The 19,480-nt window shown below is 68.9% G+C and carries 13 protein-coding genes and 1 tRNA gene; 12 read left to right on the forward strand and 2 right to left on the reverse strand.

The features are described from left to right. Positions 1 to 327: 327 nt before the first annotated feature. The 9 genes from dnaA (at position 328) to ACIRP2_RS17925 (ending at position 13,167) form a co-directional block, all read left to right on the forward strand. Positions 328 to 2,130 carry a chromosomal replication initiator protein DnaA gene (gene dnaA / locus ACIRP2_RS17885; protein WP_404251249.1) on the forward strand — a complete coding sequence of 601 codons (1,803 nt, stop codon included), beginning with the start codon at positions 328 to 330 and terminating at the stop codon, positions 2,128 to 2,130. Positions 2,131 to 3,235: 1,105 nt separating this feature from the next. Further along, positions 3,236 to 4,366, forward strand: coding sequence for a DNA polymerase III subunit beta (gene dnaN, locus ACIRP2_RS17890; RefSeq protein ID WP_404251932.1), 1,131 nt, complete (start codon positions 3,236 to 3,238; stop codon positions 4,364 to 4,366). 131 nt (positions 4,367 to 4,497) lie between these two features. Next, entirely contained in the window at positions 4,498 to 5,376 is an 879-nt protein-coding gene (gene gnd / locus ACIRP2_RS17895) for a phosphogluconate dehydrogenase (NAD(+)-dependent, decarboxylating) (RefSeq protein ID WP_404251251.1), read from the forward strand. Between the two features lie 86 nt (positions 5,377 to 5,462). Continuing rightward, positions 5,463 to 6,593 carry a DNA replication/repair protein RecF gene (recF, locus tag ACIRP2_RS17900; RefSeq protein ID WP_404251253.1) on the forward strand — a complete coding sequence of 377 codons (1,131 nt, stop codon included), beginning with the start codon at positions 5,463 to 5,465 and terminating at the stop codon, positions 6,591 to 6,593. Further along, positions 6,590 to 7,162: a DUF721 domain-containing protein gene (locus tag ACIRP2_RS17905; RefSeq protein ID WP_404251255.1), complete on the forward strand. Its 573-nt coding sequence runs from the start codon at positions 6,590 to 6,592 to the stop codon at positions 7,160 to 7,162. Before recF ends, ACIRP2_RS17905 begins: the two co-directional genes overlap by 4 nt. 400 nt (positions 7,163 to 7,562) lie before the next feature. Then, positions 7,563 to 9,650: a DNA topoisomerase (ATP-hydrolyzing) subunit B gene (gyrB, locus tag ACIRP2_RS17910; protein ID WP_404251257.1), complete on the forward strand. Its 2,088-nt coding sequence runs from the start codon at positions 7,563 to 7,565 to the stop codon at positions 9,648 to 9,650. A 46-nt stretch (positions 9,651 to 9,696) separates the two neighbouring features. Continuing rightward, entirely contained in the window at positions 9,697 to 12,330 is a 2,634-nt protein-coding gene (gene gyrA / locus ACIRP2_RS17915; protein WP_404251259.1) for a DNA gyrase subunit A, read from the forward strand. Between the two features lie 93 nt (positions 12,331 to 12,423). Further along, the gene (locus tag ACIRP2_RS17920; RefSeq protein ID WP_404251261.1) at positions 12,424 to 13,020 is read left to right on the forward strand and encodes a DUF3566 domain-containing protein; all 597 of its coding nucleotides are present in this window, start codon (positions 12,424 to 12,426) and stop codon (positions 13,018 to 13,020) included. Between the two features lie 70 nt (positions 13,021 to 13,090). Then, positions 13,091 to 13,167 (forward strand) — tRNA-Ile (locus ACIRP2_RS17925). Positions 13,168 to 13,586: 419 nt separating this feature from the next. On the opposite strand, the gene ACIRP2_RS17930 is transcribed toward ACIRP2_RS17925, so the two are convergent. Next, positions 13,587 to 13,961 carry a DUF6344 domain-containing protein gene (locus ACIRP2_RS17930; protein WP_404251263.1) on the reverse strand — a complete coding sequence of 125 codons (375 nt, stop codon included), beginning with the start codon at positions 13,959 to 13,961 and terminating at the stop codon, positions 13,587 to 13,589. A 323-nt stretch (positions 13,962 to 14,284) separates the two neighbouring features. Here ACIRP2_RS17930 and ACIRP2_RS17935 point away from each other — a divergent pair, with 323 nt between their 5' ends. From ACIRP2_RS17935 to ACIRP2_RS17945, 3 genes are all read left to right on the forward strand, one after another. Continuing rightward, entirely contained in the window at positions 14,285 to 14,419 is a 135-nt protein-coding gene (locus ACIRP2_RS17935) for a DLW-39 family protein (protein ID WP_003958712.1), read from the forward strand. A 234-nt stretch (positions 14,420 to 14,653) separates the two neighbouring features. After that, positions 14,654 to 16,501: a VWA domain-containing protein gene (locus ACIRP2_RS17940; protein ID WP_404251934.1), complete on the forward strand. Its 1,848-nt coding sequence runs from the start codon at positions 14,654 to 14,656 to the stop codon at positions 16,499 to 16,501. After that, complete coding sequence (locus ACIRP2_RS17945) at positions 16,501 to 17,910, forward strand: hypothetical protein (protein ID WP_404251265.1); 1,410 nt, start codon at positions 16,501 to 16,503, stop codon at positions 17,908 to 17,910. The genes ACIRP2_RS17940 and ACIRP2_RS17945 overlap by 1 nt, the downstream gene beginning before the upstream one ends. Before the next feature lie 87 nt (positions 17,911 to 17,997). On the opposite strand, the gene ACIRP2_RS17950 is transcribed toward ACIRP2_RS17945, so the two are convergent. Continuing rightward, a complete protein-coding gene (locus tag ACIRP2_RS17950; RefSeq protein WP_404251267.1) occupies positions 17,998 to 19,368 on the reverse strand; it encodes a serine/threonine protein kinase in 1,371 nt (456 codons plus the stop codon). Positions 19,369 to 19,480 lie beyond the last annotated feature (112 nt).

The raw sequence follows: 19,480 nt of genomic DNA on the forward strand, positions 1-19,480 counted from the left end.
GTGCGCCCACGAGGAACTCGCGTAAACGCTCTAGTGCACCGCTTCACAATCACAGATCGTGATCTTTGCCCATCGGAGGCAGGCGGCAGCAGCCATCGACAACTCGACCTGGTCACGGTACGCGCGGCTACGCCATCCGGTCAAACCGGCTCCGCGACACCCCGCACTGTGCACAGCCTGTGGACAACGACTTGAACCACGCGGGTCGGCCTGACTACCGTGGCTGAACTCCGGTTCTTTTTCTTCCTGCCTGCCGGTCCTCACCCATCCCGACCCATCCCGTCCCGAGAACCACACATTCGTGGGACCAGCGAGAGAGCGTGCCTTGTGGCTGATGTACCTGCCGATCTTGCCGCAGTGTGGCCACGAGTGCTGGAGCAACTCCTCGGAGAGGGCCAGCAGGGCATCGAGCCGAAGGACAAACAGTGGATCGAGCGCTGCCAGCCGCTCGCACTGGTCGCCGACACGGCGCTGCTCGCCGTACCCAATGAATGGGGCAAGCGCGTCCTGGAGGGCCGGCTCGCGCCGCTCATCAGCGAGACGCTGAGCCGGGAGTGCGGCCGCCCGATCCGCATCGCGATCACCGTCGACGACTCCGCGGGCGAGCCTCCGAGCCCGCCCGCGCCTCCGATGCACCAGCCCCAGCAGCCCCAGCAGCACCGCTATCCGGGTCCGCAGCACGACGAACGTCAGCACAACGACGCGTACGACGGATACGGGCACCGGCCCTCGGACGACGGCATGCCGACCGTGCGTCCCGCCTACCCCGACTACCAGCAGCAGCGTCCCGACCCCGGTGCGTGGCCGCGCACCCAGGAGGACCTCTCCTGGCAGCAGCCGCGGCTCGGTGGATTCCAGGACCGCGACACCTCCGCGGAACAGTGGCGCGAGCCGTACGCCGGCGGCCGCCCCCAGCAGCCGCAGCACGACTACCGGCCGCAGCCGCCCGAGCGCCAGGGCTACGAACAGCAGCGCCCCGAGCACCACGATCTGCAGGAGCCCCAGCACCGGCAGGGCGGCGCGGGCACCGGCCGGCCCGGCGGCGGCACCGGGCCGATGGGAGCACAGCCCGCCCCCGCACCCGGCCCCGGTGAGCCGGCGGCACGGCTGAATCCGAAGTACCTCTTCGACACCTTCGTCATCGGTGCGTCCAACCGGTTCGCGCACGCCGCGGCGGTCGCGGTGGCCGAGGCACCCGCCAAGGCGTACAACCCGCTCTTCATCTACGGGGAGTCCGGGCTCGGCAAGACCCATCTGCTGCACGCCATCGGGCACTACGCACGCAGCCTCTACCCGGGCACCCGGGTGCGGTACGTGAGCTCCGAGGAGTTCACCAACGAGTTCATCAACTCGATCCGCGACGGCAAGGGCGACACCTTCCGCAAGCGCTACCGCGACGTGGACATCCTGCTCGTCGACGACATCCAGTTCCTGGCGAGCAAGGAGTCGACGCAGGAGGAGTTCTTCCACACCTTCAATACGCTCCACAACGCGAACAAGCAGATCGTGCTGTCCTCCGACCGGCCGCCCAAGCAACTGGTGACCCTGGAGGACCGGTTGCGGAACCGTTTCGAGTGGGGTCTGACCACCGATGTGCAGCCGCCGGAGCTGGAGACGCGGATCGCGATCCTCCGCAAGAAGGCGGTACAGGAGCAGCTCAATGCCCCGCCGGAGGTCCTGGAGTTCATCGCGTCCCGAATCTCCCGGAACATCAGGGAGTTGGAGGGGGCGCTGATCCGGGTCACGGCCTTCGCCAGCCTCAACCGTCAGCCGGTGGACCTCGGGCTGACGGAGCATGTGCTGAAAGATCTGATTCCGGGGGGCGAGGACTCGGCTCCGGAAATCACGGCGACGGCCATCATGGCGGCGACCGCGGACTACTTCGGTCTGACGGTGGACGACCTCTGCGGAACCTCGCGCAGTCGCGTGCTGGTGACGGCCCGCCAGATCGCCATGTACCTCTGCCGGGAGCTGACCGATCTCTCACTGCCCAAGATCGGGGCGCAGTTCGGCGGTCGTGACCATACGACGGTGATGCACGCGGACCGGAAGATCCGTGCGCTGATGGCGGAGCGACGCTCCATCTACAACCAGGTCACCGAGCTCACCAACCGCATCAAGAACGGCTGACGGCCGGCGGTACACGCTCTGTACGCGCCACAGGGGCGCCCGGAGATCCCTCACAGGGCTTTCCGGGCGCCCTTCCGCGTTGTCCGGCTCCTGCCCGGAACCTTCCTGGAACTCCCCGAGGCGGCTCCGGGGCCTCCCCGGGCTTTCCCCGAGCCGCCCGAGTCCGCCCGGGGACCATCGGACACCTCCGCGGAACCCGCGTGAAGGCCTCCTCGGCACCTCGGGCCGCTTCCTGATGCTTCCCCGAGCCCCGGAAACCCCCTCCCGAGCCCCGAACCTCGCCCCCTGAACCCCTCCGAAGCCTGTTCCCGGGCCTCCGTCGCGGCCGCGGTGTTCGAATACCTGCCGCCGACCGTCCGTTCTCCACAGATCTGGGGAGAATCCCCTCTCCACAGCCTGGGGATTCGTAAGTTGTCCATATTGCTTCCACAGGGGCGACTGTCGATACTCCATCAGGCCAGGTCAAGGGCTTGGGGATTTGTGGCCAACAACGATCCACAGGCTGTGGACAACATCTTCGTCCACAGGGCGCCGATGATGTTGTCCACCGGCTGCCCACAGCCCGGCCCCTGTTGTCCCCAGCTCGTTTGAGCTTCTCCACACCTCTGTCCACTGTTCGGCAACGCAACGCCGCCTTTCACCGCGCAGAGTGAAAGGCGTCACACCGAGAAGGTCGGTTGGGCTGTGGGGAACCTGGGTAAAGCTGGGGACAGCCCTGGGGAGAAACCCCCCTGCCCTGTGCACCGGGTGTGCAGAACTTTCGCGCGTCCACAGAAGCGCCGGGTTGTCCACCGGTGCCACCCACAGGGTCGGTGGACAAAAAACTGGGTGTGACCTGGGAAAACGACGTTATCCACGGTTTCCACAGGCCCTACTACTACTGCCACCTAGAGTTAGCCCGGAATCCGCTTCGAAGTGGGGCCTGTGCACAACTCGGCGCCGGAGCGCTCCGAAGCTCTTGTCGCGACTTGACCCCGAGCAGCACCGAGTGTCGGTGCCGTACGTCAGACTGGTCCCCGGCGTCCTCCCGCTCTCATCGGCGGGACGACCCGATCAGACGACGAAGGCCAGCAGGGCGAGCGAGCAACAGCAGGAGGCGGTTCCGGTGAAGATCCGGGTGGAGCGCGATGTACTCGCGGAGGCTGTGGCCTGGGTGGCCCGTAGCCTCCCGGCCCGTCCGCCGGCGCCCGTTCTCGCGGGCCTTCTGCTGAAGGCTGAGGACGGCGCCCTCAGCTTCTCCAGCTTCGACTACGAGGTCTCGGCCCGGGTCTCGGTGGACGCCGAGGTCGAGGAGGACGGCACGGTGCTGGTCTCCGGCCGGCTGCTCGCCGACATCTGCCGCGCCCTTCCCAACCGCCCGGTGGAGATTTCCACAGACGGTGTACGGGCGACCGTGGTCTGCGGCTCCTCGCGATTCACACTCCACACCCTTCCTGTGGAGGAGTACCCGGCGCTGCCGGAGATGCCGACCGCGACCGGCACGGTCCCCGGTGAGGTCTTCGCCTCGGCCGCCGCCCAGGTCGCCATCGCCGCGGGCCGTGACGACACCCTGCCGGTCCTGACCGGTGTGCGGATCGAGATCGAGGGCGAGACCGTCACCCTGGCCTCCACCGACCGCTACCGCTTCGCGGTCCGCGAGTTCCTCTGGAAGCCGGAGAACCCGGATGCCTCGGCCGTCGCCCTGGTGCCCGCCAAGACGCTGCTGGACACCGCCAAGGCGCTGACCAGCGGTGACACGGTGACTCTGGCGCTTTCCGGCTCGGGCGCCGGTGAGGGGCTGATCGGTTTCGAGGGTGCGGGTCGGCGTACGACCACGCGACTGCTGGAAGGCGATCTGCCGAAGTACCGCACGCTGTTCCCCACCGAGTTCAACTCGGTCGCGGTCATCGAGACCGCTCCCTTCGTCGAGGCCGTCAAGCGTGTGGCCCTCGTGGCCGAGCGGAACACCCCGGTGCGGCTCAGCTTCGAGCAGGGCGTGCTGATCCTGGAGGCGGGTTCCAGCGACGACGCACAGGCTGTGGAGCGGGTCGACGCGGTGCTGGAGGGCGACGACATCTCGATCGCCTTCAACCCGACCTTCCTGCTGGACGGGCTGAGCGCGATCGACTCCCCGGTCGCCCAGCTCTCGTTCACGACATCCACCAAGCCCGCGCTGCTCAGCGGCCGTCCGGCCGTGGATGCCGAGGCGGACGAGACGTACAAGTACCTGATCATGCCGGTGCGTCTCTCCGGCTGATCCGGCCACCGGTCCCGCAACGGCAGGTCCCGACGGGCACGCTCGGCGTCGAGCATGCCCGTCGGTCTGTCCCCGGCCGGGCGTAGGCTCGACCTTGGGTACGAATCGGCACAACGCTTAAGGAATCTCTGATGGAGCTCGGTCTCGTCGGCCTCGGCAAGATGGGCGGCAACATGCGCGAGCGCATCCGCCGCGCAGGCCACACCGTCATCGGTTACGACCGCAACCCGGACGTCTCGGATGTCCAGAGCCTCGAAGAGCTCGTGGGCAAGCTGAAGGGCCCCCGGGTCGTCTGGGTGATGGTTCCGGCCGGTGCCCCGACCCAGGCGACCATCGACGAGCTGGCCGGGCTCCTCTCGCCCGGTGACATCGTCGTGGACGGTGGGAACTCCCGCTGGACGGACGACGAGAAGCACGCGGTCGAGCTCGGCATCAAGGGCATCGGCTTCGTGGACTGCGGAGTCTCCGGGGGTGTGTGGGGTCTGGAGAACGGCTACGCGCTGATGTACGGCGGCGACGCCGAGAACGTGGCGAAGGTCCAGCCGATCTTCGACGCGCTGAAGCCCGAGGGCGACTTCGGTTCCGTCCACGCGGGCAAGGTCGGCGCCGGTCACTTCGCGAAGATGGTCCACAACGGCATCGAGTACGCCATGATGCAGGCCTACGCCGAGGGCTGGGAGCTCCTGGAGAAGGTCGACTCCGTCACCGATGTGCGCGAGGTCTTCCGCTCCTGGCAGGAGGGCACGGTCATCCGTTCCTGGCTGCTCGACCTGGCGGTCAACGCGCTGGACGACGACGAGCACCTGGACAAGCTCCGTGGTTTCGCCGCCGACTCCGGTGAGGGCCGCTGGACGGTGGAGGCCGCGATCGACAACGCGGTGCCGCTGCCCGCGATCACGGCGTCGCTCTTCGCGCGTTTCGCCTCGCGCCAGGACGACTCCCCGCAGATGAAGATGATCGCCGCGCTGCGCAACCAGTTCGGTGGCCACGCGGTCGAGAACAAGAAGTAGCCGCAACGAGGAGCGGGCCGGGCCGAGGTGTCCGACCCGTACTACGGAGCACGGAGCAGGAAGCCGGGAAGGTCGGCGTACACCCCATGCATGTCACGCATCTCTCGCTGGCCGACTTCCGCTCGTACGCCCGGGTCGAGGTACCTCTCGACCCGGGCGTCACCGCTTTCGTGGGGGCCAACGGCCAGGGCAAGACGAATCTGGTGGAGGCCGTCGGTTATCTCGCGACGCTCGGCAGCCATCGGGTTTCCTCCGACGCGCCGCTGGTGCGGATGGGCGCGGACCGGGCGGTCGTACGAGCCGCTGTCACCCAGGGCGAGCGTTCGCAACTGGTCGAGCTGGAGCTCAACCCGGGCAAGGCCAATCGAGCCCGGATCAATAGATCGTCGCAGGTCAGGCCGCGTGACGTGCTGGGGATCGTGCGTACGGTGCTGTTCGCTCCGGAGGACCTGGCGCTCGTCAAGGGGGACCCCGGGGAGCGTCGGCGCTTTCTCGACGAGCTGATCACGGCGCGTTCGCCGCGGATGGCGGGTGTGCGTTCGGACTACGAGCGGGTGCTGAAGCAGCGCAACACCTTGCTGAAGTCGGCGGCGATGGCGCGCAGGCACGGCGGCCGGTCGATGGATCTGTCCACGCTCGACGTGTGGGATCAACATCTGGGCCGGGTCGGTGCGGAGCTGCTGGCGCAGCGCCTGGATCTGATCGCGACCCTGCAGCCGCTGGCCGACAAGGCGTACGCGGATGTGGCGCCGGGCGGTGGTCCGGTGGCCTTGGAGTACCGGAGTTCGGTCGGCACGGGGGTGGATTCGGCGCGTACCCGTGAGGAACTGTTCGAGCAGCTGATCGCGGCCCTGGCGGAGGTCCGGAAGCAGGAGATCGAGCGGGGTGTGACGCTGGTCGGCCCGCACCGCGACGATCTGTTGCTGGGGCTGCGCGGCATGCCCGCCAAGGGTTACGCGAGCCATGGTGAGTCCTGGTCGTACGCGCTGGCGCTGCGGCTGGCCTCGTACGAGCTGTTGCGCGGCGAGGGAAACGAGCCGGTGCTGGTGCTGGACGATGTCTTCGCCGAGCTGGACGCGCGTCGTCGTGAGCGGTTGGCGGAGTTGGTGGCTCCGGGTGAGCAGGTGCTGGTGACCGCAGCGGTGGACGACGACGTTCCGGGGGTTCTGGCGGGGGCGCGGTATGCGGTGTCCGCAGGTGAGGTGGAGCGGCTGTGAGCGGTCGTGGTGAGGCGTCCGGGGAGCCGGCTCAGGCTCGGCCGGAGGAAGTCAGGCAGCCGGAGCCGTCGGGTGTCGATCTGGCGCGGGTGGCACTGCGGGCGGCGAAGGAGCAGGCACGGGCGCGTGGAGCCGCTGCGCAGCAGAAGAAGCAGGCCAGACGGGGCGGTGGGCTGCGTTCGGGGGCGCGGGCGGATGGGCGTGATCCGCTGCCGCTGGGTGCGGCGATCAATCGTCTGATCACCGAGCGTGGCTGGGAGACGCCTGCGGCGGTGGGTGGGGTGATGGGGCGCTGGCCACAGATCGTCGGTGCGGATCTGGCCAATCACTGTGTGCCGTTGCGGTACGACGAGGATCCGGACGAGCGGGTACTGACGGTGCAGTGCGATTCGACGGCGTGGGCGACGCAGCTGCGGTTGCTGGCGCCTCAGCTGGTGGCCCGGCTGAACGCGGATCTGGGGCAGGGCACGGTCAGGTTGATCAAGGTGTTGGGGCCGGGGGGCCCGCAGCGTCGGTTCGGTCCCTTGCGGGCGCCGGGGAGCACGGGGCCCGGCGATACCTACGGCTGAGCGTGTGAGCTGGGCTTCTTCCCGTTTCTGAGCGTGGTGGGGCGGTGTTCCGGGTGGGGCGCCGGCCCTGTCCGGGGTTCCCGGCGGTGCTGTCCGTCGCATCCGAGTCGTGACGGTATGTGGTGGTTGCAGCCGGGCGGGAAGAGTGGGGTGTCCCTCACGGTAGCGGGAGGTTGACAGGCCGAAGCGCTCAATGCCCGCTTGAACGTCTTGGGGGCCCTTCCTGAATATGGGGAGTCGTCAGGCGCTGGTTCAGGGCGGCACATGCGTACTCAGGTACCCGCAAACCCCCATTCGTGTCAGTGCTACCGGTAGACTGGTGGACAATCCCGCATACCTGCGGGAGTCGTCGATACAAGCCGAACGACGCAGCCGCTCCCGTTTGCCCGGAGAACGGCCTGTGCTGTGCCAGAAAGGGCGCTTCGTGGCCGATTCCGGCAACCCCAACGAGAACATTCCGTCCACCCCCGGTGAGAGCGGCGAGGTCATCGCCTCGGGCGAGGCATCCGCCTCGTACGACGCCAGCGCGATCACCGTCCTTGAGGGCCTGGACGCGGTCCGTAAGCGACCTGGCATGTACATCGGCTCGACCGGTGAGCGCGGCCTCCACCACCTCGTACAAGAGGTTGTCGACAACTCGGTCGACGAGGCGATGGCAGGGCACGCGGACACGATCGACGTCACGATCCTCGCCGACGGCGGGGTCCGTGTGATCGACAACGGCCGAGGCATCCCGGTCGGCATCGTGCCGTCGGAGAAGAAGCCCGCGGTCGAGGTGGTGCTGACGGTGCTGCACGCCGGCGGCAAGTTCGGCGGCGGCGGCTACGCCGTCTCCGGCGGTCTGCACGGCGTCGGTGTCTCCGTGGTCAACGCGCTGTCGTCGCGGCTCTCTGTCGAGGTCCGGACGGACGGTTACCGCTGGACCCAGGACTACAAGCTCGGTGTGCCCACCGCTCCGCTGGCCCGCAACGAGGCCACCGACGAGACGGGGACGTCCGTCACCTTCTGGGCCGACGGGGACATCTTCGAGACCACCGAGTACTCCTTCGAGACCCTGTCGCGCCGCTTCCAGGAGATGGCGTTCCTCAACAAGGGCCTGACGATCAAGCTCACCGACGAGCGCGAGTCGGCGAAGGCGACCGCGGGCGCGGATGTCGCCGAGGTGGCCGAGGTCGCCGAGGAGCAGCAGGCCCGTACGGTCACGTACCACTACGAGGGCGGCATCGTCGACTTCGTGAAGTACCTGAACTCCCGCAAGGGCGATGTCATCCACCAGTCGGTGATCGACATCGAGGCCGAGGACAAGGAGCGCCTCCTCTCGGCCGAGATCGCGATGCAGTGGAACACGCAGTACAGCGAGGGTGTGTACTCCTTCGCGAACACGATCCACACGCACGAGGGCGGTACGCACGAGGAAGGCTTCCGCGCGGCGCTGACCACGCTGGTCAACAAGTACGCCCGTGAGAAGAAGCTGCTGCGCGAGAAGGACGACAACCTCACGGGTGACGACATCCGTGAGGGTCTGACGGCGATCATCTCGGTGAAGCTGGGCGAGCCGCAGTTCGAGGGTCAGACGAAGACCAAGCTGGGCAACACGGAGGCGAAGACCTTCGTCCAGAAGGTCGTCCACGAGCAGCTCACGGACTGGTTCGACCGCAATCCCAATGAAGCGGCCGACATCATCCGCAAGGGGATCGCGGCGGCCACGGCCCGTGTCGCGGCCCGCAAGGCGCGCGATCTGACCCGTCGCAAGGGGCTCCTGGAGAGCGCCTCGCTGCCGGGCAAGCTGAGCGACTGCCAGTCCAACGACCCGACGAAGTGCGAGATCTTCATCGTCGAGGGTGACTCCGCCGGTGGTTCGGCGAAGTCCGGCCGCAACCCGATGTACCAGGCGATCCTGCCGATCCGCGGCAAGATCCTGAACGTCGAGAAGGCCCGGGTCGACAAGATCCTGCAGAACACCGAGGTCCAGGCGCTGATCTCGGCCTTCGGCACCGGGGTCCACGAGGACTTCGACATCGAGAAGCTCCGCTATCACAAGATCATTCTGATGGCGGACGCCGATGTCGACGGTCAGCACATCAACACCCTGCTGCTGACGTTCCTCTTCCGCTTCATGCGTCCGCTGGTCGAGGCCGGGCACGTCTACCTCTCCCGCCCGCCGCTCTACAAGATCAAGTGGGGCCGGGACGACTTCGAGTACGCGTACTCGGACCGTGAGCGCGACGCTCTGGTCGAGCTGGGCAAGCAGAACGGCAAGCGCATCAAGGAAGACTCGATCCAGCGCTTCAAGGGCCTCGGCGAGATGAACGCCGAGGAGCTGCGCGTCACCACGATGGACGTCGACCACCGGGTCCTCGGCCAGGTCACGCTGGACGACGCGGCGCAGGCCGACGACCTCTTCTCGGTGCTGATGGGCGAGGACGTCGAGGCGCGGCGCTCGTTCATCCAGCGCAACGCCAAGGACGTCCGCTTCCTCGACATCTGAGTCGGCCGCACCAGCAAGCCGCAGCTCGAAAGGACTTTGACCAGCAATGGCCGACGAGAACACCCCTGTGACACCTGAAGAGGAGCCCACCACCGCCGGTGTGGGCATGCGTGTCGAGCCCGTGGGGCTCGAGACGGAGATGCAGCGCTCCTACCTCGACTACGCGATGTCCGTGATCGTCTCGCGTGCCCTGCCGGACGTACGGGACGGTCTCAAGCCCGTGCACCGCCGGGTGCTGTACGCGATGTACGACGGCGGCTACCGGCCCGAGAAGGGCTTCTACAAGTGCGCCCGTGTCGTCGGGGACGTCATGGGTACGTACCACCCGCACGGCGACTCGTCGATCTACGACGCACTGGTGCGACTGGCGCAGCCGTGGTCGATGCGCATGCCGCTGGTGGACTCCAACGGCAACTTCGGTTCTCCGGGCAACGACCCGGCCGCGGCCATGCGGTACACCGAGTGCAAGATGATGCCGCTGTCCATGGAGATGGTCCGGGACATCGACGAGGAGACCGTCGACTTCCAGGACAACTACGACGGCCGCAACCAGGAGCCGACGGTTCTGCCGGCGCGCTTCCCGAACCTGCTGGTCAACGGTTCCGCGGGGATCGCGGTCGGCATGGCGACCAACATCCCGCCGCACAATCTGCGTGAGGTCGCGGCCGGTGCCCAGTGGTACCTGGAGCACCCGGAGGCCTCGCAGGAGGAGCTCCTGGACGCGCTGATCGAGCGGATCAAGGGGCCGGACTTCCCGACGGGCGCGCTCGTCGTGGGCCGCAAGGGCATCGAGGAGGCGTACCGCACCGGCCGCGGCTCGATCACGATGCGCGCGGTCGTCGCGGTCGAGGAGATCCAGAACCGGCAGTGCCTGGTCGTGACGGAACTTCCGTACCAGACCAACCCGGACAACCTCGCGCAGAAGATCGCCGACCTGGTGAAGGACGGCAAGATCGGCGGGATCGCGGACGTCCGTGACGAGACCTCGTCGCGGACGGGGCAGCGTCTGGTCGTCGTGCTGAAGCGGGACGCGGTCGCCAAGGTCGTGCTGAACAACCTGTACAAGCACACCGACCTGCAGACCAACTTCGGCGCCAACATGCTGGCGCTGGTCGACGGTGTGCCGCGCACCCTCTCGATCGACGCGTTCATCCGCCACTGGGTGACGCACCAGATCGAGGTCATCGTCCGCCGTACGAGGTTCCGTCTGCGCAAGGCGGAGGAGCGGGCCCACATCCTGCGTGGTCTGCTCAAGGCGCTGGACGCGATCGACGAGGTCATCGCCCTCATCCGGCGCAGCCAGACGGTCGAGGTGGCGCGTGAGGGCCTGATGGGCCTGCTGGAGATCGACGAGATCCAGGCGAACGCGATCCTGGAGATGCAGCTGCGCCGACTGGCCGCGCTGGAGCACCAGAAGATCACGGCCGAGCACGACGAGCTCCAGGCGAAGATCAACGAGTACAACGCGATCCTGGTGTCTCCGGAGCGCCAGCGGCAGATCGTCAGCGAGGAACTGGGTGCGATCGTCGAGAAGTTCGGCGACGACCGGCGTTCCAAGCTGGTGCCCTTCGACGGTGACATGTCCATCGAGGACCTGATCGCCGAGGAGGACATCGTCGTCACGATCTCGCGCGGCGGCTATGTGAAGCGTACGAAGACGGACGACTACCGCTCGCAGAAGCGCGGCGGCAAGGGCGTGCGGGGCACGAAGCTCAAGGAAGACGACATCGTCGACCACTTCTTCGTGTCGACGACGCACCACTGGCTGCTGTTCTTCACGAACAAGGGCCGGGTGTACCGGGCGAAGGCCTACGAGCTCCCGGATGCCGGCCGTGACGCCCGCGGCCAGCACGTCGCCAACCTGCTGGCCTTCCAGCCGGACGAGCGGATCGCGCAGATCCTGGCGATCCGTGACTACGAGGCAGCGCCGTATCTGATCCTGGCCACGAAGGGCGGTCTGGTGAAGAAGACCGCGCTGAAGGACTACGACTCGCCTCGGTCCGGTGGCGTCATCGCCATCAACCTCCGGGAGATGGACCACGGCGCCGAGGGCACGGCCGACGAGCTGATCGGTGCGGAGCTGGTGTCGGCCGAGGACGATCTGCTGCTCATCAGCAAGAAGGCCCAGTCGATCAGGTTCACTGCGACGGACGATGCGCTGCGTCCGATGGGCCGTGCCACTTCGGGCGTGAAGGGCATGAGTTTCCGCGAAGGCGACGAACTGCTCTCGATGAATGTTGTCCGGCCGGGTACGTTCGTGTTCACTGCCACCGACGGTGGTTACGCGAAGCGGACCGCCGTCGACGAGTACCGCGTTCAGGGTCGCGGCGGCCTGGGCATCAAGGCCGCCAAGATCGTGGAGGACCGGGGCTCGCTGGTCGGCGCGCTGGTGGTCGAGGAGTCGGACGAGATCCTCGCCATCACGCTCGGCGGCGGTGTGATTCGTACGCGAGTCAATGAAGTCAGGGAGACGGGCCGTGACACCATGGGCGTCCAACTGATCAATCTGGGCAAGCGCGATGCCGTCGTCGGCATCGCCCGCAACGCCGAAGCCGGCCGTGAGGCCGAAGAGGTCGAGGGGTCCGAGGACGCCGAGGCCGCGACGGCGGAGGCTGCCGAGAGCACGGTCGAGGGCAATGTCGAAGGCACGTCGCCTTCGGCCGGGGAGCACGAGGAGTAGAGCGTGAGTGGAGCCACGGGCGCCGGTTCGGCCGCTTCCGGAGCTGGAGCGAACGGTGCCCGTGGCCCTGCCACGGACTCCCAAGGGGGCACTGTGACGGACACCCGGGGGCCTCAGCCCCAGTACGAGGGTTACGCGACCGGGCCGTTGCCCGGTGAGCGCGAGCCCGCACCGGGGCAGGCGAGCGGGCCGTACCACCCGCCGCAGGCGTATCCCTCGCCCACGGGCGGGACCCAGGGCGGCCGGCCGGACGCCGCGCAGGGCGCCGGCGCCGCGCAGGCGGCCCGGCGGCCCAGGACGGGTGCGCGGACGACTCCGCGTACCCGCAAGGCGCGTCTGCGGGTGGCCAAGGCCGATCCGTGGTCGGTGATGAAGGTGAGCTTCCTGCTCTCCATCGCGCTCGGCATCTGCACGGTGGTGGCGGCCGCCGTGCTGTGGATGGTGATGGACGCGATGGGCGTCTTCACCACCGTGGGCGGCACGATCAGCGAGGCCACCGGCTCGAACGAGAACAACGGCTTCGACCTTCAGTCGTTCCTGTCGCTTCCGCGGGTCCTCATCTTCACCTCGGTCATTGCGGTGATCGACGTGGTGCTGGCGACCGCGCTGGCGACGCTGGGCTCCTTCATCTACAACTTGTCGGCGGGTTTCGTGGGTGGCGTCGAGCTCACCCTGGCCGAGGACGAGTAGGGCTCGGAGTATCGATTTTGGGACTGGCCCCGACGTGCGCTAATCTTCAGAAGTCAGCGCGCAGCGCGGCGGGGCTATAGCTCAGTTGGTTAGAGCGCATCCCTGATAAGGATGAGGCCACAGGTTCAAATCCTGTTAGCCCCACCAGTGCAGAGGCCCCCGACCGGAAACGGTCGGGGGCCTCTGACGTGCCCGGCTGACATCGGCCGGAGCGCGGATCTTCCGGAAGCTTCACCAGCATCGTCGCGGCTCCCCGCTCCCCGCTCCCCGTCACGCACCACGTGGGCGCCGGCTTCCATCGTCGGAGCGCGGTGGCCATCCTCCGTTCCGGGTCCGGCAGCTACCGGCGCTCCTCCGGGGCGCGGGCGCAGAGTTCGGGCAACGGCAGCGCATCGGTGGCCGGGCCGGGGTGCGCGTGCGGGAGATCTCCGTGGGGAACCGGAGCGCGAGTGCGCCCGGCTCCCGTGCCGGGACGAGCGGGGGCAGGGCGGGGCCGGAGCGCACGAAGAAGCCCCCGTCCGGTGTGAACCGGCCAGCGGGGGCTCTGTGCGCCGATTGCGCCGCTCTCACGGTGGCAGGAGGGACACGTCCCCCGCCGGGGCCCCGTGGGTGGCGCGGGCGGCGCTTCTGGCGCCCATGGCGTTCGTCGTGTCCGTGGACGGTTGCCGGGCGGCGGCGGGCGAGGAGCCGTGTGCCTCGGCCCGGATGCGCTGCTTCGTCGTGGGTGGCAGCGCCCGGTCACGCGGAAGGGTCCATCGCACCGACGGAGCGGTCGCGGTTGCCGCGGTCGCACCCGTGTGCTTCCGGTTCGTGGTCGTCGGCTCCGGGGCGCTCTGCTCCGTGGCCGTCGCCGGGCTGCTCATGAGCCCCAGTGCGGCGAGGAGGGCGAAGAAGGCGGTGACGAAGGCGGTCCAGATGCTCTTGGGCTTGAAGGTGCTCATGGATTTTCGCTTTCGGGTGGTCCGGTTTGCTTACCTTTCCGATGATGTGGATGTCGCTCGCGATGTCATGGACCGACGCCGTAGATCGGTCGATCTTCAGATGAACACCACTCGTATGGTTCAACCGGGCTTGACGGACTTGTCCTGCCCGGGGCCAACGGCGTGAGCGTGTCCGCCGGCCGGAGCGACGCTCGTGACGAATCCGGGAGATCGCTCTTCTCCGGGCGCCAGTTGGGTCGCGGGCAGGTCACCGATCGATATCGGTCGGTGTGTATAGTCGGGCGGCAGAAGTCCCCTACGTCAAGGAAAGACGAGGTCGCGCGGTGAAGAAGCTTCTCCTGGTCGCACTGGCCGCCATCGGCGGGCTCCTCGTGTACCGCCAGATCCAGGCGGATCGCGCCGAGCAGGATCTGTGGACGGAGGCGACCGACTCCGTGCCCGCAGGTTCGGGTGTGTGAGACAGAACAGCCTGATTGCGGGCCCCGGTCGCTGAGCGGCCGGGGCTTCGTGCTGTTGCGGGACCGTGACACCTGTGCTCTTGAGTTCACCTAAGCAAATCAATAGGTTGCGGGAGCAAAACACCGGGTTATTCGGTCGAGGGGGCACGAGTGAAGGCACGGGACCACCATCGGCGCACCGCTGCTGCGGGGGCATGGATCGGCGGGGCGCTGCTCGCCCTGGTGGCGGGCGCGATGCCGGCCGCGGCGGTGGCACCGGGCGGTGCGCCCGCCGCTTCGGAGGCGCCCGGCCGCACGCCGGGCGGCAGCCTGGTCATGGTGCTCGACTCGTCCGGCTCCATGGCGGACGACGACGGCACGGGACGTACCCGGATGGAGAGCGCCCGTACGGCCGTCGGCACCGTCGTCGACGGTCTTCCCGACGGGTATCCGACCGGGCTGCGGGTGTACGGCGCCGATCGTCCCCGGGGCTGCGCGGACACCAGGCTCGTACAGCCGGTGCACAGGCTCGACCGGGCGGCCGTGAAGCGGGCCGTGGCGGCCGCGGAACCCAGGGGCGACACTCCCATCGGGTTGTCGCTGCGCAAGGCCGCCGAGGACCTTCCCCGGCCCGCGGGCGGTGCCATCGGCACGCGCACGATCCTGCTGATCTCCGACGGCGAGGACAACTGCGGTACGCCGCGGCCCTGCGAGGTAGCCGCGGAGCTCGGCCGGAAGGGGGTCGGGCTGCGGATCGACACCGTCGGCTTCCAGGTGCGGGGCGAGGCGCGCCGGCAGCTCGAATGCGTGGCCGCGGCGGGCAACGGCCGCTACTACGACGCGCCGGACGCCAGGTCGCTGGTCCGGCAGCTGCAACGGGCGTCGCGGCTCTCCGCGGACGGCTACCGGTTCCGGGGCGAGCCGGTCGAGGGCGCGGCGACGGACGCGGGCGCGCCGGTGCTCGCACCCGGGCAGTACCTGGACACCATCGGGCCCGGTGAGAAGCGGTACTACGCCGTCGACCTGGACGCCGTTTCGACGGTGGACTTCTCCGCGACGGCGGTGCCGCAGCCGGGGGCGGCCGTCGACACGTTCGACGCGCTGCGCACCAGCATCACGTACGGCTCCGGCAGCTCCTGCGGGACGGACACCGCGCACTTCCTCCAGAGGGAGGGCGCGACGCCCTTGACTTCGGCCCTGGCCCGTATCCCCAGTGAGCGCGGCACCCGCCTCTGCGACCGGGCGGGCCGGTATCTGCTGGTGGTGGAGCGGGAGAGCAAGAAGGGCTCCGACGCCGCGCGTTGGCCGCTGGAACTTCTTTACGGGGTGGAGGCGCCGCTGGACGGGGGTGTCACGCCCGCCGGGTCGCGGCCGCGGTACGGCGACGGCGGCAAGGACGCGGTGCCGCCCGCCGGCGACCCCCGGGACGTGCGGGGCGGCACCGGCTTCAACGACGCCGAGGGCATCGGACCGGGCGTGTGGCGCGACCGGATCCTTCCGGGGCAGACCCTCTGGTACAAGGTTCCGGCCGGATGGGGCCAGCAGGTGCGCTACGACGTGGAGTTCGCGAACGAGCCCACGGTGGAACGCGTCGGCTCCACGTACTCGTACGGCGCGACCCAGCTGTTCACCCCGGCTCGTTCCCCGCTCACCGGTGGCGGCGAGTTCACCCCGACGACGGTGTACAGCGGCCGCCCGTCGGCGATCAGGATGGGTGGCGTGCCGGTCGCCTGGACCAATCGCTACGAGTACCGCTCCCACGTCCGGCCCGTGCACTCCGCGGGCGACTTCTACGTCTCGGTGACGCTGGGGGCGGGCGCCGCCGACATCGCGGAGAACCCGCAGATCGGCGTGGTGCTGCGGGTGTCGGTGCTCGGCGACGAACTGGCCGGACCCGAGCACAACGCTCCTGTCGCAGCCAAGAAGGTGGACAAGGAAGGCAATTCGACCAGCTCCGCAGACAGCGGCGGTACGGGCGGGGCAGGATGGACCGGCATCGCGGCCGCTGCCGGGGCGGGCGCCGTGGTGGTGGTGATCGCGGGACTCGTGTTCCTACGCGGGCGTCGCGGGCGGGCCGCACAGACGACGAGGGGAAGCGCGTGATGAGGCAGCGCAACAGGGGCCGGGTGGCGCTGGCCGCGGCCGCGGTGATCTGCGTGGCGGCGGCGCTGCCGGGGCAGGCGTACGCGGCCGGGGAGCCCACCGTGTACACCTTCGACCCCGGGGCGAAGCCGGTCGACGGCGCGGAGGTCAGCACCGAGGCGACGGCGCTCACGCCCGGATCGGTCTACAAGAGCTCGATCGAGCCGGGCGGCAAGCTCTACTACCGCCTGAACCTGGACGCGAAGACCAACGCGTACGTCTCGGCGGTGGTCGTGCCCAGGGGCGGCGGACAGGTCGCCTACGGGGACGGCATCAAGGTCAGCATCAGGGACAGCACCGACCTGCAGTGCAGTTCGGAGTACGCGCGGTTCGAGTCGGCGGAGTTCCCGCGTCCGATCGCGGCGTACGCCTACCGGATCGCGGACAAGGACAGCAGTACCTGCCAGGAAGCCGGTACGTACAACGTCCTGATCGAGCGGGAGGACAAGGCCACCTCGACGCCCGACGCGTGGGATCTGGAACTGCGCTACGAGTCGGAGCCGCAGCTGAAGCAGGGCGGTTCGACGCCGACCGAGGCGCCGGACAACTGGCCGTCGGTGGTGCCCGCGCCGCCCACCGACGCCCCGCAGAAGCGGTCGGGCGGCACCAGCTACTACGACGCGACCAGCCTGCAGACCGGCGAGTGGCACGACACCATCGCACCGGGGCAGACCCGCTTCTACCGGGTGCCGGTGGACTGGGGTCAGCAGATCTTCGCCACCGCCGACCTGGGCAACAACAACGCCTCGGACAAGTTCATCGGAAGCGCGCTCGCGCTCTCCCTCGACAATCCGGCACACGGTCATGTCGACAGCGCGACGCCGCTGTCGTACTCCGGAAAGCCCGCGTCCGTATCGCTGGACCCGCTGCCGCCGGTGGCGTACGAGAACCGGTACGACTCCACCGGCAGCGTCAGCGCCATGCGATTCGCCGGCTGGTACTACCTGTCGGTCGCGCTCAGCCCGGAAGTCGCGAAGTCGTACGGCGACAAGGGGATTCCGCTGATCCTCAAGGTCAAGGTGGACGGTACGGCGGCGAAGTCGCCGTACACGGGCGACACCGGCATCTTCTCGGTCACGCAGAACGACAAGGACATGGCGAGGAGCGGAAAGAGCGACCCCGAGGCGGCCAGGAGCGACACCATGAGGATGGTCGGTGTGGCCGGGATCGGTGCGGGAGCGGTGCTGGTGCTCGGGCTGGGCGTGTGGACGCTGCTGGCGCGGCGCCGCGCCCTGACCGCGCCGGCGGTTCCGGCCGGTTCGAACGGCCCGGTGGGTACGGCGGGTCCGGTCGGTTCCAACGACCCCGTCGCGGGAGGCCCGGCCGGGGGCGGGCAACCGCCGTACGGAGGCGGGACACGGACCTGGTGAACGGGCCGGAGCCGTTGCCGCACACGGCGGCGGCTCCGGCCCACCACGCTCGGCCCAGGGCAACGACGCGGGCTGCCGCCCGCCGGCTCAGCTCTGGGTCAGTGCCCAGATGCCCACGGCGAAACAGATCAGCGCCAGCAGCAGGACCGGGACCGCCACCTTCATGGACGGTCCCGGACGCCTCTGCGGAGCCGGAGCCGGAGCGTGCGCCTGCGCCTGTGCCGGGACAGCGGCCGAGAGATGCGCGGAACCCCCTGGTCCGGGGGCGGGGATCTGCGGCTGCCCGGCGGTGTAGGCCCGGGTGAGGGCCGATTCGTGCCGCACCGCGGCCGTGGGGGCCTGCGAGAGGTCCGGCGCGGGCGCGTGGAAGGGGGTGGTCGTAGGGAGGGGAGTGGCAGGTGTGGACGGCTGCGTCGGCCGGGGCAGCGGTGTGGGCTGCTGCGGAGGCGGCGGGAGATGGAAACTGCCCGTCTCCGACATCGGCATCGGCGGCTGGGCGTGCGGCTGCTCCACGGGCTGCTGGGCCGCCTGGTCCGTGTGAGCCGAGCGTGAGTCCTGCACGGCCGTCCGGGGGGCCGTGAGCGGCCCGGCGGGGCCGAAGCCGTCGGGCAGCGGGCCGAGTTGGTCGAAGACCTCCACCGGCTCGTCGTCGATACCGGGCTCGGGCAGCATGTCGACCGCGGCGGTCAGCGCCTTGCGCGCGCCCGTCGCCGTACGGAACCGGGCCTGGGGATCCGGCTGCAGCAGCCCCGCGAGGACCTGCCACAGCGGTTCGGGAATCCCCTCAGGGGCGCCGGGAGTTCCGTACGAGGCGAAGTGCTCGACGAGGGCCTGCGCGTCCGGCTTCCTCCCCTGCAGCAGATAGAGCGCGACGAGACCGACCGCGAACAGGTCCGCGGGGAAATCCGGTTCCGCGCCCATCATCTGCTCGGGCGCGAAGTAACCCGGCGTCCCCACCACGTAGTTGGTCTCGGTGAGACGCGGCTCCCCCTTGCGCATGGAGATACCGAAGTCGGACAGGCGCAGATGCGGCCGCCCGGTGCCGGTGGCCTCCATCAGGATGTTCGCGGGTTTGATGTCCCGGTGCACGACGCCCTCCGCGTGCACCGTCGACAGCCCGGACAGCAGCTGGTCGAGCAGGGTGCAGACGAACCGGGGCGGCAGCGGCCCGTAGTCGCCGATGACATGGGCCAGGGAGCCTCCGCTCACCAGATCCATGGTGAACAGGACCTTGTCGTCGTCCGCGGCCCAGCTGGCCGGGGCGAGCACATGCGGATGCTCGATCCGCAGCGCCTGTTCGCGGACGAAGCGCAGCAGCGTGTGCGCGTCGCTCTGCTGGAGGACCTTGGCCGCCACATAACGGCGGCGTCGGTGGTCCCAGGCGCGCCAGACGGCGCCGACTCCACCACGTCCGATCGGATCGATCAGTTCGTACCGACCGGCGAAGACCTCACCCATTGCGCTGCGCCCGCTCCAGTTCCTGTTTCGGCTCGTGCCCGGCTCTCGGAGGTAGTGCCCCAGGGCCTCTCGTTCGGATCATGCCGGGCTCGCGTGTTCCGGCAGCGCGCCT

This window comes from Streptomyces sp. NPDC101194, assembly GCF_044767885.1.
Lineage (GTDB): Bacteria > Actinomycetota > Actinomycetes > Streptomycetales > Streptomycetaceae > Streptomyces.